The following is a 14,858-nucleotide window of genomic DNA, read 5'->3' on the forward strand; positions in this document are numbered from 1 at the left end:
AATAGCTTGCCCGTTCAGGTTTTCCCTTGATTTTAGCATAAACGGCCGCCCCCATGAACAAGGCAGCCGTCATTGTTTCCTGAATCCGGGGGCCTTATTTCAGGTCATCCGGCGTTTCCAGCGAAATCCGGCCCAGGCTGCCTGAACGCAGCTCGCGCAAAATAATGCCGGATACCTTCTCCAAATCGACGCGCCCGCCGCTGATGAGACAGCCCCGCTTGCGGCCGATATCCTCCATCACCCGGACAATTTCATCAGCATCGTCAAGATCCTTGGGAGGGTCGGTAATCCCAAACCGCTCCGAAGTCGGCCCCCAATAACGCTTGACCAATTCCTTAATTGCAAAGAAGGCGATATCCTCCACGTTAAGGATTTGCTCCCTGATCGCGCCGGTCATCGCAAGGCGGTATCCCACCAGAGCATCCTCAAATTTGGGCCACAGAATCCCCGGTGTATCGAGCAGTTCCATTTCCGTGCCGACCTTGATCCACTGCTGACCCTTGGTGACGCCCGGCCGGTCTCCCGTGGCGGCGATATGCCGTCCGGCCAGACGGTTAATGAGCGTGGACTTCCCCACATTGGGTATGCCGACGATAAGCCCCCGCACCGCCCGGGGATTCACGCCCTTGGCGATTTGCCGCGCAATTTTCTCATGCAGCAGCTGCTTCGCGCGGACCGGGATTTCATTCACCCGCGTCCCCGTCGACGAATCCACCGCCAGAGCGGCATGTCCCGCTTTTGTAAAAAATGCGATCCATTGCTCCGTCGTACGGCTGTCCGCCAGATCTGCCTTGTTCAGGACAATAAGACGCGGCTTATCCTTGAGGATTTCATCAATCATGGGGTTGCGGCTCGAAATCGGTACCCGGGCATCCAGCAGTTCTATCGTTAAATCGATCAGTTTAAGCTTGTCTTGAATTTGTCTCCGGGCCTTCGTCATATGGCCGGGAAACCATTGAATTGTCATGCAAACAGCCACCTCATCCGTGTTTCACAAACGTAATTTTGCTCATCGGCCAGAAAATCACATCTGCCCTGCCAATAATTTGCTTGTCCGATACATAGCCGATCATCCTGCTGTCCCGGCTGTTCCGGCGGTTATCCCCAAAGGCCAGAATCGTGCCGTCAGGCACAATGTCCGTCTGGAAATTTTCATTCGGGAAGTTGCGGTCAGCACCCTGATTATTAAAAATTTCACCCTTTGCCATGGCCGCATCAATGGATTCCTTCAGATAAGGCTCTTCCACCTTCTCGCCGTTTATGTACAAATTATCGCCATCATATTTCACTTTGTCTCCGGGCACGCCGATAACCCGTTTAATGAAATCGCGATTTTCTTCCGGCACGTGGAAAACGACGACTTCACCATGCCTCGGCTGGCGGATATCGTAAATGATTTTGTTTACAATCAGACGCTCGCCAGTATAAAAGTTAGGTTCCATCGAAGGGCCGTCGACAATAAACGGGGCAAACAAAAAGTAGCGAATGACAACCACCAGTATCGCGGCAATCGCCAAAGCCTTGACCCATTCAAAAACTTCCTTTTGCGCCTTGCCGCCGCCTTGCTTGGCTGGTGGGGTTATCGTCTCCACCTCCTTATGCCCGGTAGTTGGGGTTTCATTTGATTTTGTCGTCATTTCATTCAACTGCTGACCATTCTCATCAAGATTATGCGGTTGATCCATGATTTACACCCTCTTCTGCAGCAAGTTCATTACGTCGTCCTGTATGTCCGATGCAAGTATCTTCCCTTTGAAATATCAGAAAAGTATTCAAACGAACCTTATGCTTTCTGATATATGAAAAAACGAAAAGGGACTTGTTTGAGCAAGCCCCTCTCCAGTCGTTACATTAACGAATTTCTTTAATTCTCGCAGCTTTACCGCGAAGATTGCGAAGATAATACAGTTTAGCACGGCGTACTTTACCGCGACGCATAACTTCGATCTTCTCGATTTTCGGCGAGTTAAGCGGGAAAGTTCTTTCCACGCCTACACCATACGAAATTTTACGCACGGTAAACGTTTCGCTGATGCCGCCGCCGCGGCGTTTAATAACGACGCCTTCGAAAAGCTGGATCCGCTCACGAGTTCCCTCGATAACTTTAACGTGTACCTTCAGCGAATCGCCTGGGCGAAAGTTAGGAAGATCCTTACGTAAATTTTCTTGAGCAATCAGTTGTACAAGATTCATTGTAATCACTCCTTCCACCATAGACGTTCATATAAGCTCATCGGCCCCTCATATGGACCGGATCATCGCTTAGTAGCGGACCGTCCGACTATACAAAAGCAACACCAGAAATTTTACCACAATTGCTTGTATAAAACAATGACTTTATTCCCAGAATCCAAACGGGCGTCAATCTGATGACTCCCAATAACACCCTCAGCTGGAAATCAAGTCATTACAGCCTATTTCTGCGCTTTTCCGGTTTCCCGGTCAGCCATCAAACGGCGTAGCCACTCCCGTTCCTTCTTGCTTAATTCTACCTGCTCCAGGAGCTCGGGACGACGCTGCAGCGTGCGAAGGAGAGATTGTTCCCGTCTCCATGCCGCCACGTTCGCGTGATGGCCGGACAGGAGCACATCCGGAACCTCCATATCGCGGAAAACAGCCGGTCGCGTATAATGCGGATGCTCAAGCAGCCCTGTGCTGAAGGAATCGGTAACAGCCGAATTCTCATTGCCCAGAACGCCAGGCAGCAGCCGGACGACACTGTCAATGACAACCATCGCGGGCAGCTCCCCGCCGGTCAGCACGTAATCGCCGATGGACAGCTCATCTGTCACCAGATGCTCGCGGATCCGCTCATCGTAGCCTTCATAGTGGCCGCACACAAATATAAGATGCTCGGCAGCCGACAGTTCTTCCGCTTTACGCTGCGAGAATGTCTCTCCCTGCGGGCACATCAGAATGATACGCGGGGGCGTAGAGCCTTCAGGCTTCAAATCTTCGACAGCTGCAAAAATCGGCTCAGGCTTGAGCACCATTCCGCCGCCTCCGCCATAAGGGTAGTCATCCACCGTATTATGCTTATTATTGGCATATTCACGAAAGTTAATCGCCTGAAGACTGACCAGTCCCCTGTCACGCGCTTTTCCCAAAATGCTGGCTCCGAATACGCCATCGAACATTTCCGGGAACAGGGTTAACACGTCGATTCGCATCCCTTTAAATCAACCCTTCCATCAGGTGCACCGTGACCGTTTTCGTCTCAATATTGACATCCAGAAGCACATCATCGATCACCGGTATGAGAATTTGTCTGCCCTTGGGCTTTTGCTCCTGCACAACCCACACATCATTTGCGCCCGGCACGAGGATCTCTGTAATGATGCCAAGCTCCTCACCCTCATCCGTCACAACCCGGCAGCCGATAATCTGATATTGATAATACTCGCCTTCTTCAAGCTCAACCATGTCGTCCTTGGTTACAGCAAGCACCCAGCCTTTATATTTCTCCACATCATTAATGTTATCGAAGCCTTTCAGCTTCACGATAAACATATTTTTCTGCGGTCTGGCGGTCATGATTTCCACGATCAGCTTCTGCCCGGTCTCCTGATTCATCAGCGTCAGCTTGTTGCCTGCCGCAAAACGCTCCTCCGGAAAATCCGTCTGGGAATACACTTTCACTTCCCCGCGTATGCCATGCGTGTTGACCACCTTGCCAACCATCAGCCATCCTTGTTCCATCGCTGTTACCTTCCTCTTTCCATTTATCCGCTTCCGCTTATCGTATGCTTGTACCCCGTACAAGGCTAAAAAAAAGGGCTAGGACGTTGATCCTAACCCTCTCTTGATGTACGATCTATGAAATAATATCGACGATCACACGTTTTTGCGATTTCACGGCAGCCGATGTTACCACCGTCCGCAGCGCTTTTGCAATCCGTCCCTGCTTGCCGATTACTTTGCCGATATCGCTGGCATGAACCGACAGCATGTAGACCGTGCCGCGATCGTCTTCCTTCACATCGACGCGTACATCCTCCGGGTAATCCACTAAAGCCTTAGCTATGACAAGAATCAAATCTTTCATCATCAAGGCCCCCCGTAAAAGTGTCCTACTTCTGAAGTTTCAGCTCATGAAGCTTCGTCATAACACCAGCTTTGGAAAGCAGGTTACGAACGGTATCGGATGCTTGCGCTCCGTTTTGAAGCCATTTCAATGCCTTCTCTTCATCAATGTTCACCTGAGCCGGTTGGGAAACCGGATTGTATGTGCCGATCTCTTCAATAAAACGACCATCACGCGGGGAACGGGAATCGGAAACAACGACGCGATAAAAAGGCGCTTTGTGCGCTCCGATACGTTTCAAACGAATACGTACTGCCAAGAAAATCACCTCCTTCAAAAATTTACAAAAGTAAACGTTCAATATCGGACTGGATACCTGCCGAAATCAAGATTCAATGTAAGAATCTGTTTCATGAATGACTTCGTAAACAATATTGAATTTGAACATCACTCAGAAAGGAAACTTCATGCCTTTGGGAAGCATCCCTTTAAGACCCTTCATTCCGCCTTTTGGTCCCTTAGGCCCCATCATCGAGGAGAACTGCTTCATCATTTTGCGCATATCGTCAAACTGCTTGATCAGCCGGTTCACATCGGCCACTGTCGTGCCGCTGCCTGCCGCTATGCGCTTGCGCCGGCTATGATTGAGAATCTCCGGTTTGCGCTTCTCATCCTTGTTCATCGATCTGACGATCGCTTCTACCCGGTTGATTTGCTTTTCATCCACCTTGAGATTTTTCATTTCTTTCATTTTGCCCATGCCGGGCATCATGTCCATCAGCTGGTCCAGCGGACCGAGCTTGCGGACCTGTTCCATCTGTTCCAGGAAGTCATCGAATGTAAATTCGGCCGTACGCATCTTGCGCTCCATCTCGGCGGCTTTATCCGCGTCGATGCTGGACTGCGCTTTCTCGATCAGGGACAGCATATCGCCCATGCCCAGAATACGGGAAGCCATCCGCTCCGGATGGAACGGCTCAAGGGGCTCGATCTTCTCGCCGGTAGCCACGAATTTGATGGGACAGCCCGTTACGGCCTTGACCGACAAAGCGGCACCGCCGCGCGTATCGCCATCAAGCTTGGTCAGTACAACGCCGGTCAATTCAAGCTGACTGTGGAAGCTCTGTGCTACATTGACCGCTTCCTGCCCCGTCATCGCATCCACGACAAGCAGCACTTCATCGGGCTGCGTCACTTCATGCACCTGACGAAGCTCATCCATCAGGGCTTCATCAATGTGAAGCCGTCCGGCCGTATCCAGAATGACATAATCCAGTCCGTTGTCCTTGGCATGCTGAAGTCCGGAACGGGCAATATCGACCGGAGAGGTCTGATCACCGAGCGTAAACACCGGCACTCCGATTTGCTCGCCAAGCACCTGAAGCTGCTTGATCGCAGCCGGACGGTAAATATCTGCCGCCACCAGGAGCGGCTTATGGTTGCTCTTCTGGAGCATCTTGGCGAGCTTCGCAGAGGAGGTCGTCTTACCGGCCCCTTGCAAACCCGCCATAAGAATAACGGTTGGCGGCTTGTTGGCTTTGGCAAGCTTGCTTTGGGTTCCGCCCATCAGTTCCGTCAATTCTTTGTTGACGATGTCGACAACAACCATGCCGGGAGTGAAGCTTTTTGCCATCTCCAGACCGATTGCCCGTTCCTTGACCTTGGCGATAAAATCTTTCACGACTTTGAAGTTAACGTCGGCTTCCAGCAGCGCCAGACGCACTTCACGCATTGCTTCGTTTACGTCTTCCTCCGACACCTTGCCCTTGCCCCGCAGCTTGCCGAACACATTCTGCAGCCGGTTGGATAACCCTTCAAACGCCATTTTCATCACCTCTAAAAGTTCTGCTTACATATCCCGGATGCCTTGAGCAATCCGCCTCAGCTCATCTGCCAGATCATCCATCCCGCTCAGACCGTCTGCGCAAGCTTCCAGCCTGCTCAGCCATTCCTTGCCGGCTTCATGCTTCTGCAGAAGATGCAGCTTGCTCTCGCAGCTCTCCAGAACGGACTCTGCCCGCTTAATATGCTCATATATAGCCTGGCGGCTGATTTCAAACTCCTCGGCAATTTCTCCAAGCGAATAATCATCGTGAAAGTAGTATTTAAGAAACGTCCGCTGCTTCTCGGTGAGCAGCAGCCCGTAAAAGTCAAACAGCATGTTGATTCGATTTGTTTTGGTCAGGGCGTCAGGTTCAATTGCGGTCAACTCAGCCACCTCTTCCGTCAAGGGAAAAACCTTTACACCCTATCTGTCGTCGTCTATCATAGCCCAGCAGACCAGCGGCTGTCAAGTGCAATCCCTTGTCACCATGTAAACGGGATTACTAGGCCGTTTCGTTCTCTTCCGACTTCTGGATCAGACCGGCAAACAGCGCGTGTACAAACTGCTCGGAATCGAATTCCTGCAGATCGCTCATTTTTTCCCCCAGCCCAACGAGCTTGACCGGCAAATTCAATTCATTGCGGATGGCAATGACGATGCCGCCCTTCGCCGTTCCATCCAGCTTCGTCAGCACAAGCCCCGTGACTCCGCTTTTTTCGCCGAAAAGCTTGGCCTGACTGAGTGCATTTTGCCCCGTCGTCGCATCAAGCACAAGCAGCACCTCATGCGGAGCGCTGGGTACTTCACGCTGGATTACGCGGTATATTTTATTGAGCTCATCCATCAGATTGGATTTGTTCTGCAGCCTTCCAGCCGTATCGCATAACAACACATCGACATTACGCTGTTTGGCTGCCTGAACGGCGTCGAACATGACCGCGGCCGGATCCGCACCCGACTGCTGCTTGATTACATCCACGCCAACCCGTTGACCCCACACTTCCAGCTGCTCGATCGCCCCGGCGCGGAACGTGTCCCCCGCCGCCAGCAGCACTTTTTTTCCTTCGGATTTAAACTTATGGGCAAGCTTGCCGATTGTGGTTGTTTTGCCGACCCCATTAACACCGACAAACAAAATGACAGTCATTCCGGAAGAGGCCATCTGCAGACCGGTCCTCTCTTCGCTTCTGAGCAGATCGACCAGCTTCTCCGAGAGAATCGGCTGCAGATCGGCAGCATTTTCAATTTTGCGCTTCTTCACTTCAATCCGCAGTTCCTCGATCAGCTGCATCACGGTATTCACGCCAACATCGGCGCCGATCAGAATCTCCTCAAGCTCTTCGTAGAACTCCTCATCGATCTTCTTGCGGCGGGTGATCAGCTCCTCGACCTTCTCGACGAAAGCTGTTCTTGTCTTGGTCAGCCCTTCCTTGAATGCATTGGTGACCGCCTCGGTTTTGCTTGAGATACTTTCCTTCAGGCGTTTAAAAAAACTCATCGATTTTCCTCCATCTCCTTCATTTCATCAGGCAGAAACGGCTTCCTCGTCCTCCAGACGCACCGAGACAAGCTTGGATACGCCGCCTTCCTCCATCGTTACCCCGTACAGGACATCGGCTTCTTCCATCGTGCCTTTGCGGTGGGTAACCACAATAAACTGTGTAAGCTCCGAGAATTCGCGCAGGTATTGCGCAAATCGGGATACATTGGCTTCGTCCAATGCGGCCTCTACCTCGTCAAGCACGCAGAACGGCACAGGCTTAACCTGCAGAATGGCAAACAACAGGGCGATAGCCGTCAGCGCCCGCTCCCCCCCGGAGAGAAGCTGCAAATTCTGCAGCTTCTTGCCTGGAGGCTGCGCCACAATATCGATTCCGCTGTCAAGCACCCGTTCAGGTTCAACCATGATCAGATCCGCCCGCCCGCCGCCAAACAGCTTGGCAAAAACAATGACAAAATGCCCGCGAATCGCTTCGAAAGTGGTCCTGAAACGTTTGCTCATCTCTTCATCCATCTCACGGATGACGTGGTACAGCGTCGTCTTCGCTTCAATAAGATCATTCTTCTGATCGTTCAGGAAGGTAAAGCGCTCCTTCACTCTCTCATATTCTTCAATCGCCCCGAGATTGACCTCGCCAAGGGCAGATATCCGGCGCTTCAGCTCACGGACCTGATTCTGCGTCTCCTGGACATCCTCGGGTACCGGATAACGCTCTTTGGCCAATTCATAGCTAAGCTCATATTCCTCGCTCAGCTTGCGGAGCAGATTATCCAGCTCTACGTCCAGCCGGTTGGCTGCGATCTCCGTCTGCCTCAGCTGATCGTCGACCGAGCGCAGCTGCGAGCGCTGCTCCTTCGTTTCGCTTTCCCCCTCCTCAAGCTCCCGTATAAGCTCAGCCCGCTGCGAGCGCTTGATGTCCGTCTGCTCCGAACACGAATCCTTCTGCAGCTTCAGGTGGTTGAGCTGCTCGATTTGCCTGACGCTCTCCTCAGCATGCTGGCCTGCGTCCTCTTCCTGACGTGCCAGCATATCGCGTAGTCCCGCAAGCTCCTGCTTGGCGCGTCCAATATCGGAGCGCACCCTGGCTGCCTGGTCCTCGAAGGAGTTTTTTTCCTGATCCGTCTTGGCGACAGCGATCTTGAGATCCGTCAATTGATCCTGCAGCTGCTCCTTGGCCGTCTCCCCTTCTTTGCGGCGGGTCTCGGCGATCCGGATAGCTTCCTGCAGCTTCGCTTCCTCAAGCGTCAGTTCAGCCAGACGTTCCCTGGCAGCCGCCTCCGATTTGGCGATATTCTCGCGTTCAGCCTGCTGACCGACATTATCGGCATCGAACAGCTGACGCTGTTCGACCAAATGCCGGTTCTCATTATCCAGCTGCTGGAGTTCGGCGCGGACATGCTGCTCTTCAATACGACGCTGCTCGCCCTGGGCGCGCAGGTCATCCACGTTCTGATTCCGTATCGACTGCTCCTTGCGCAGATCGCTTATTTTGTCGCGCAGCTTGGCTAATTGGTCGTCCGTTGCTTTGAGCTCCTCGCTCAGCTGCTCAATTTGACGCTGGCGGCCAAGCAGATTCGCGCCTTTCTTCTGCAAGCTTCCGCCCGTCATGGATCCGCCCGCATTCACCACATCGCCTTCCAGCGTAACGACCCGGAAGCGGTACTGGCATTTTGCCGCGATCCGGTTGGCATGCTCCAGCGTCTCGGCAAGAAGCACATTGCCAAGCAAATTATTGATAATCGAAGAATATCTCGGTTCGCAGGAGACAAGCTCTGCGGCCACTCCGACAAACCCTTCAATGCTCTCAATCATCCGTTTATCATGGTCGGGAATATTCCGTCCGCGAATGACATCAAGCGGCAGAAATGTCGCCCGCCCCAGCTGACGCTGCTTCAGGAAAGCAATCGCTGTCCGCGCGCTTTTCTCATCCTCCATCACGACATGCTGCAGTGCGCCGCCGAGGGCGGTTTCTACGGCCAGCTCCACCTTTTCCGGCACACGCACAAGCTCCGCTACTGCTCCATGCACGCCTTCCAGCCCGCCCGAGGTGCGGCGGGAAGCCTTCAGCACCTCACGGACACCTTGCATAAAGCCGTCCAGATCGTCCTGCATTTCCTTCATTGTATCCCGGCGCGAGCGGAGCGCTTCGAGCTTTTGTTCCCATTTTCGCGCTGATGCCTGGGCTTCCTCCAGCAATTTCTGACCGGATTGCAGCTGCTCGCCTTCATGAATATAGCGGTTGCGGAGTGTGGTTATTTCCGCCAGCGTCGCTTCCAGCTTTTGCTCCAGCTCCGCCTTGCGTACGGTGAGCTTCCCGTTCTGCTCGCGCCATTTGGCATGCTCCTCGCCGAGCCGCTCCATACGCCGCTGCAGCGCTTCCTCCTGCTGAACCGCATAGCGGATTTCGTTGCGCAGCTGGGCCATGGAGCTGAGCACATCAAGCAGCTCGCTTTTCAACGATTCTTCCGCATCTCCTGAAGCCGACGCTGCTGTTCCCAGCAGCCTGGCCTCCTCGCTCGCCAGCTTGGCGCGCAGAGTCTGAAGATCATTATCAAGCGACGCAGCCTTGCCTCGGAACTCCGCTTCTTCCCTGGCCAGCTGCGAAATCCGCTCGTTCTGCGCGGTGATTGAAGCCTCCAGCTGAGAACGGTTCTGCTCCAGATTGCGTTTTCTCTCTTTGAGCACCTCGCCGTAGCCTTCGCATTTCTCGTAATCCTCGCTGTACTGCAGCATGGCCGCATGCAGTTGGTCAAGCGCTGCCTCCAGCTCGCGCAGCTTCTGCCGGTCCTTCTCCAGCAAGGCATCATGCTTGCTGACCACTGTAGACAAAGCCAGCTGTTCTTCCTGAAGCTTGGCCATCCGTACGCTTGCCTCGCTCCAGGAGGTGTGTACGGCTTGAATATTATGTACATACATGGAAATTTCCGATGTCTTGAGCTGTTCCTTGAACTGCTTGAAGGATACAGCTTTCTCTGATTGAACCCGAAGCGGTTCAACTTGGTCTTCGAGCTCCGAGACCAGATCATGAATGCGCAGCAAATTCTGCTCGGTATCGTCGAGCTTCCTCTGCGCTTCACGTTTGCGTGACTTATATTTCACGATACCCGAGGCTTCCTCGAAGATTCCCCGGCGATCCTCTGAGCGTGTACTGAGAATTTCTTCAATACGGCCTTGACCGATAATGGAATAGGCTTCTTTGCCGATGCCCGTATCCATGAATAATTCCGTAATATCCTTCAGTCTGCAGGGCTGCTTGTTAATCATATATTCACTGTCGCCGCTGCGGTGAACCCTGCGCGTAACGGTAACTTCATTGAATTCCAGGGGAAGCGCGTTGTCCGCGTTATCCAGTGTCAGCGACACCTCGCTGAAATTTACCGCTTTGCGGGCATCGCTGCCGGCGAAAATGATATCTTCCATCTTGCCGCCGCGCAGACTTTTGGCGCTTTGCTCGCCAAGCACCCAGCGGATGCTGTCGCTTATATTGCTTTTTCCGCTGCCATTGGGCCCGACAACAGCCGTAATGCCTTGAACGAATTCAAGCTCCGTCTTATCGGCAAATGATTTAAATCCTGCTAATTCAATCCTTTTCAGGAACATAGCTTAGCCTTCACCTCATCGACTATTGTATCATAAAAACATCCAGGCCCGCTCTGTCCAAGAAGAAACGGCTGCCCGCCGTCCTCTGTCGGCCAAGCCAGGTTTCTTCCCTAACGAAAGAAATATAGAAGCAAAGTATGATGGATATTCAAACTTTCCTATTTTAAGAAGAAACGGCGGCGCCGTCCTTTGGTGGCATCGTTAGTTTCTTCCCTCAAACCTTATGGAAATTTATAGGCGTGAAACTTATACATTCTATAAGGTGAACAAAAATCCCGGTACGCTTAAGTCAGCGACCAGGATCTTTTCCACAGCTATTCAAGTAAAGGAGTTCAACCCGGCAGCTTGCGCCATGCTTCCGCAGCAGCCTGCTGCTCCGCTTCCTTCTTTGTTCGTCCGATTCCCGTTCCATACAGAACATCAGCAATGTAGACCTCCACGACAAACTCTCTGTCATGGGCTGGCCCGCGCTCTTCCGTAATCCGATACTCGATCAAACCCATGCCGCTATGCTGAGCCCGCTCCTGCAGCGTCGATTTGTAATCCTTGACAAGCATGCCCCCATCGCTGTCGATATGGGGAAAGATGTGCCGGACAAGAAACGTCCGGACAGCCTCCAGCCCCTGGTCGAGATAAATCGCGCCGACGAACGACTCGAATAAATCAGCCAGCAAGGCAGGCCTGAGCCTGCCGCCAAGCTGTTCTTCCCCTCGCCCCAGCATAACATGGGCGCCAAGTCCGAGCATATCGGCGAATCTGGCAAGCGATGGCTCACAAACAATCGAAGCACGCATCCGGGTCAATTGACCCTCAGGACGCTCCGGAAAAGTCCGGTACAGAAACTCCGAAACCGTCAATTGAAGAACGGCGTCGCCCAAGAATTCAAGCCGCTCATTATGTTCAAGCACGCTTTGACGGTGTTCATTCACATATGAGGTGTGAGTGAACGCTTGTCTCAGCAGACGGGTCGTACGAAATCGAAGCTGCAGCCGCGATTGAAGCTCCTCAAACTTTTCAAGCTTCATATTTCTTCATCACGATCGTGGCGTTGTGACCGCCGAAACCGAACGAGTTGGACAATGCGATCTGCACATCCGCTTCACGGGACGTGTTCGGCACATAATCGAGATCGCACTCCGGATCCGGAGTTTCCAGGTTAATAGTGGGCGCAATCCTGCCATTCTGCAGCGTCAGGCCGAGAATGACGGCTTCGACGCCTCCGGCGGCTCCCAGAAGATGGCCGGTCATCGACTTCGTCGAGCTCACAGCCAGCTTATAGGCATGTTCACCGAAAGCCTTCTTGATCGCAATCGTTTCCGAGCGGTCGCCAATTCCCGTTGAAGTGCCGTGGGCATTAATATAATCGATAGCCGACGGGTCAATAGCCGCATCTTTGAGCGCTTTCACCATGCATCGGGCAGCGCCGTCAGGATCGGGGTCCGTCATATGATGAGCGTCGCCGCTCATACCATAGCCGATAATTTCCGCATAAATCCGGGCTCCGCGCTTCTGCGCATGCTCCAAGGATTCAAGAATCAGCACACCTGATCCCTCGCCCATAATAAATCCGTCGCGATTGAGATCAAACGGCCGGCTTGCTTTTGTCGGTTCGTCATTGCGCGTTGACATGGCGCGCATGGAGCAGAACCCTGCCATTCCGATAGGACGAATCGTCGCTTCCGCCCCGCCACAAATCATCGCGTCGGCATCGCCCCGCTGAATGATTTTGAACGAGTCGCCGATGGAGTGAGTCCCGGTTGCACAAGCGGTCACCGCCGTGCTGTTGGGGCCTTTTGCTCCGGTTGTAATGGAAACCTGGCCTGATCCCATATTGGCGATCATCATCGGAATAAAAAATGGGCTGACCCGCTTGGGGCCTTTCTCCAGCAAAATATTATGCTGGTCTTCCCATGTGCCGAGTCCGCCGATGCCTGATCCGATCGCAACGCCGATTCTCTCGGGATCCATATTCTCCCCCAGCGTAAGACCGGCGTCTTTGACAGCAAGCTGGCTGGCAACAACCGCAAATTGCACAAAACGGTCCATGCGGCGCGCTTCCTTTTTGCCCAATAATTCATCGGGCTGGAAATCCTTGATCTCAGCTGCAATCTGCGTTGTATATTCAGATACGTCAAACGCCTCGATATGCGAAACGCCGGACTTGCCTTGTATCAGGTTCTCCCAAAACTGTTCCAAATCAGAACCGAGCGAGGTCATGACCCCCATGCCCGTAACGACCACTCTCTGTTTCATTCAACTCACCTCAGATGGACAACGATAATGGTTACCGTACCATATTTATAATAATCTATTAAAAACGCTTACCTGCGCTTACTCAATTTAGATAAATCCATGTGAAAGTCGAAAAGGAGAGAAGTCCCGCTGTGAACGGGACCCGTAATTTTACGTTTAGGTATGAGAAGATATGTACTTCACTACTTCTCCCACACTGGTAATTTTCTCTGCATCTTCATCAGAGATCTCCATATCGAATTCATCTTCCAGTTCCATGACTAGTTCGACGACATCTAAAGAGTCAGCGCCAAGGTCGTCTTTAAACGACGCTTCAAGCGATACTTCCGATTCGTCAACGCCAAGGCGGTCGACAACGATGCGTTTCACACGATCAAATACATCGGACATCCGGTTCACCTCCTCCATGGTATTATACGAGAATCTTGGACAAATTGCCATACGTCTGTCATCGGCCGGAAATAGCCTGAAACAGCAGGCTCCGGTTCATTTACATGTACATGCCGCCGTCCACATGAATCGTCTGTCCGGTCATGTAGGAAGCGGAATCGGACGCCAGGAACCGGACTGCTGACGCAATGTCTTCCGGTGCTCCAAGGCGTGCCAGTGGTATGTCCCCTAGCAGATTGGTTCTCATCTCTTCCGGCAGCTTGTCGGTCATATCGGTTTCTATAAAACCCGGCGCCACACAGTTTACCGTAATGAAGCGTGATGCCAGCTCACGGGCTGAAGCTTTCGTCAGGCCGATGACTCCTGCCTTGGCCGCTACGTAGTTAGCTTGCCCAGGATTGCCAAGCACGCCTACAACAGACGAAATATTAATAATCCGGCCTGAGCGCTGCTTCATCATGGGGCGCGTTACCGCTTTGATCCCGTTGAAGACGCCTTTGAGATTGGTCTCGATGACCTGGTCGAACTCATCTTCCTTCATTCGCATAATGAGATTATCGCGCGTGATTCCTGCATTATTGACCAAAATATCGATGGTGCCAAACGTTTCGACAACCTGCTTGACCATCGCTTCGAACTCGTTTGACTTGCCGACGTTCGCCTGGATTGTGATGGCGCGGCGGCCCAGGGCCTCTACGGCCTGTGCGGTTTCGGCTGCTGCCGCTTCACTTCCCGCGTAATTGATCGCTACGTCCGCGCCGCCTTCCGCAAGAGCAATTGCGATGGCCCTGCCGATGCCGCGGGATGCGCCTGTGACGAGGGCGATTTTGCCTGTTAGGTTTGCAAACAAATGGTTTGGCTCCTTTCTGTTTGGACGATGGAGACTGGCTGGCCCCTCTGTGCGCTCCCCCGCTATGGAGATATCATGGGGCGTTGCCCTCGGTTGGTGCGCCCCCTAAATCCCCCCGGAGGGGGACCCCAAAGGGCCCCTGCCCTCTGGACTCCCGGATGGTTGTCCGCGCTGATGCTGCGGCGCTCCCTTGTCCATCCGTGCCCTGTACCCGTTTTCGTCCCTGCGGGACACAATTTACTGCCAGTGCTCCTTAAGGTGCTTCGCATGAGAATTAACTAACGTGTGTGCCATAGAGTCGCTTTGTTGAGTTTCTTCTTAACTATGAGTCTGCCTGAGACCTTAAATGAAGAATTAGGGATGAATGAATCCTTCTTGCTTAACTACTATAACTGTTGCTCCTCAGGTGCTTCGC

Annotated in this window: 15 protein-coding genes; all 15 read right to left on the bottom strand. The window is 52.8% G+C overall.

Going from position 1 to position 14,858, the window contains the following annotated elements; translation table 11 throughout:
* Positions 1 to 94: 94 nt before the first annotated feature.
* Entirely contained in the window at positions 95 to 967 is an 873-nt protein-coding gene (ylqF, locus tag AC0YNV_RS09375) for a ribosome biogenesis GTPase YlqF (protein WP_210041244.1), read from the bottom strand.
* Between the two features lie 13 nt (positions 968 to 980).
* On the bottom strand, positions 981 to 1,685 hold the full coding sequence (lepB, locus tag AC0YNV_RS09380; protein ID WP_475767768.1) for a signal peptidase I: 705 nt from the start codon (positions 1,683 to 1,685) through the stop codon (positions 981 to 983).
* A 166-nt stretch (positions 1,686 to 1,851) separates the two neighbouring features.
* Positions 1,852 to 2,193, bottom strand: coding sequence for a 50S ribosomal protein L19 (gene rplS, locus AC0YNV_RS09385; protein ID WP_210041246.1), 342 nt, complete (start codon positions 2,191 to 2,193; stop codon positions 1,852 to 1,854).
* 221 nt (positions 2,194 to 2,414) lie between these two features.
* Positions 2,415 to 3,170 carry a tRNA (guanosine(37)-N1)-methyltransferase TrmD gene (gene trmD, locus AC0YNV_RS09390; RefSeq protein ID WP_210041248.1) on the bottom strand — a complete coding sequence of 252 codons (756 nt, stop codon included), beginning with the start codon at positions 3,168 to 3,170 and terminating at the stop codon, positions 2,415 to 2,417.
* A gap of 4 nt (positions 3,171 to 3,174) precedes the next feature.
* Positions 3,175 to 3,699 carry a ribosome maturation factor RimM gene (rimM, locus tag AC0YNV_RS09395; protein ID WP_210041250.1) on the bottom strand — a complete coding sequence of 175 codons (525 nt, stop codon included), beginning with the start codon at positions 3,697 to 3,699 and terminating at the stop codon, positions 3,175 to 3,177.
* Positions 3,700 to 3,814: 115 nt separating this feature from the next.
* Entirely contained in the window at positions 3,815 to 4,045 is a 231-nt protein-coding gene (locus AC0YNV_RS09400) for a KH domain-containing protein (protein ID WP_210042239.1), read from the bottom strand.
* A 25-nt stretch (positions 4,046 to 4,070) separates the two neighbouring features.
* Positions 4,071 to 4,343, bottom strand: a complete 273-nt coding sequence (gene rpsP, locus AC0YNV_RS09405) for a 30S ribosomal protein S16 (RefSeq protein WP_188992563.1) — start codon at positions 4,341 to 4,343, stop codon at positions 4,071 to 4,073.
* A gap of 132 nt (positions 4,344 to 4,475) precedes the next feature.
* Positions 4,476 to 5,849, bottom strand: a complete 1,374-nt coding sequence (gene ffh, locus AC0YNV_RS09410; RefSeq protein WP_475767771.1) for a signal recognition particle protein — start codon at positions 5,847 to 5,849, stop codon at positions 4,476 to 4,478.
* Between the two features lie 24 nt (positions 5,850 to 5,873).
* Positions 5,874 to 6,185 carry a YlxM family DNA-binding protein gene (gene ylxM, locus AC0YNV_RS09415; RefSeq protein WP_379112716.1) on the bottom strand — a complete coding sequence of 104 codons (312 nt, stop codon included), beginning with the start codon at positions 6,183 to 6,185 and terminating at the stop codon, positions 5,874 to 5,876.
* Between the two features lie 166 nt (positions 6,186 to 6,351).
* On the bottom strand, positions 6,352 to 7,347 hold the full coding sequence (ftsY, locus tag AC0YNV_RS09420; RefSeq protein ID WP_475767773.1) for a signal recognition particle-docking protein FtsY: 996 nt from the start codon (positions 7,345 to 7,347) through the stop codon (positions 6,352 to 6,354).
* A 27-nt stretch (positions 7,348 to 7,374) separates the two neighbouring features.
* Complete coding sequence (gene smc / locus AC0YNV_RS09425; RefSeq protein ID WP_475767774.1) at positions 7,375 to 10,950, bottom strand: chromosome segregation protein SMC; 3,576 nt, start codon at positions 10,948 to 10,950, stop codon at positions 7,375 to 7,377.
* A gap of 332 nt (positions 10,951 to 11,282) precedes the next feature.
* Complete coding sequence (rnc, locus tag AC0YNV_RS09430; protein WP_210041258.1) at positions 11,283 to 11,975, bottom strand: ribonuclease III; 693 nt, start codon at positions 11,973 to 11,975, stop codon at positions 11,283 to 11,285.
* On the bottom strand, positions 11,965 to 13,203 hold the full coding sequence (gene fabF, locus AC0YNV_RS09435; protein WP_475767777.1) for a beta-ketoacyl-ACP synthase II: 1,239 nt from the start codon (positions 13,201 to 13,203) through the stop codon (positions 11,965 to 11,967). The genes rnc and fabF overlap by 11 nt, the downstream gene beginning before the upstream one ends.
* A gap of 156 nt (positions 13,204 to 13,359) precedes the next feature.
* Positions 13,360 to 13,593, bottom strand: coding sequence for an acyl carrier protein (gene acpP / locus AC0YNV_RS09440; RefSeq protein ID WP_188992569.1), 234 nt, complete (start codon positions 13,591 to 13,593; stop codon positions 13,360 to 13,362).
* 100 nt (positions 13,594 to 13,693) lie between these two features.
* On the bottom strand, positions 13,694 to 14,443 hold the full coding sequence (gene fabG, locus AC0YNV_RS09445; protein ID WP_475767779.1) for a 3-oxoacyl-[acyl-carrier-protein] reductase: 750 nt from the start codon (positions 14,441 to 14,443) through the stop codon (positions 13,694 to 13,696).
* Positions 14,444 to 14,858: the final 415 nt, after the last annotated feature.

The sequence above is a fragment of the Paenibacillus sp. JT31N11 genome, assembly GCF_056269285.1.

What these genes read in the sequence shown, in the direction of transcription:
- ylqF (WP_210041244.1), bottom strand. Translation starts at nt 967, where the DNA reads ATGACAATTCAATGGTTTCCCGGCCATATGACGAAGGCCCGGAGACAA.
- lepB (WP_475767768.1), bottom strand. Translation starts at nt 1,685, where the DNA reads ATGGATCAACCGCATAATCTTGATGAGAATGGTCAGCAGTTGAATGAA.
- rplS (WP_210041246.1), bottom strand. Translation starts at nt 2,193, where the DNA reads ATGAATCTTGTACAACTGATTGCTCAAGAAAATTTACGTAAGGATCTT.
- trmD (WP_210041248.1), bottom strand. Translation starts at nt 3,170, where the DNA reads ATGCGAATCGACGTGTTAACCCTGTTCCCGGAAATGTTCGATGGCGTA.
- rimM (WP_210041250.1), bottom strand. Translation starts at nt 3,699, where the DNA reads ATGGAACAAGGATGGCTGATGGTTGGCAAGGTGGTCAACACGCATGGC.
- AC0YNV_RS09400 (WP_210042239.1), bottom strand. Translation starts at nt 4,045, where the DNA reads ATGAAAGATTTGATTCTTGTCATAGCTAAGGCTTTAGTGGATTACCCG.
- ffh (WP_475767771.1), bottom strand. Translation starts at nt 5,849, where the DNA reads ATGGCGTTTGAAGGGTTATCCAACCGGCTGCAGAATGTGTTCGGCAAG.
- ylxM (WP_379112716.1), bottom strand. Translation starts at nt 6,185, where the DNA reads ATGCTGTTTGACTTTTACGGGCTGCTGCTCACCGAGAAGCAGCGGACG.
- ftsY (WP_475767773.1), bottom strand. Translation starts at nt 7,347, where the DNA reads ATGAGTTTTTTTAAACGCCTGAAGGAAAGTATCTCAAGCAAAACCGAG.
- smc (WP_475767774.1), bottom strand. Translation starts at nt 10,950, where the DNA reads ATGTTCCTGAAAAGGATTGAATTAGCAGGATTTAAATCATTTGCCGAT.
- rnc (WP_210041258.1), bottom strand. Translation starts at nt 11,975, where the DNA reads ATGAAGCTTGAAAAGTTTGAGGAGCTTCAATCGCGGCTGCAGCTTCGA.
- fabF (WP_475767777.1), bottom strand. Translation starts at nt 13,203, where the DNA reads ATGAAACAGAGAGTGGTCGTTACGGGCATGGGGGTCATGACCTCGCTC.
- acpP (WP_188992569.1), bottom strand. Translation starts at nt 13,593, where the DNA reads ATGTCCGATGTATTTGATCGTGTGAAACGCATCGTTGTCGACCGCCTT.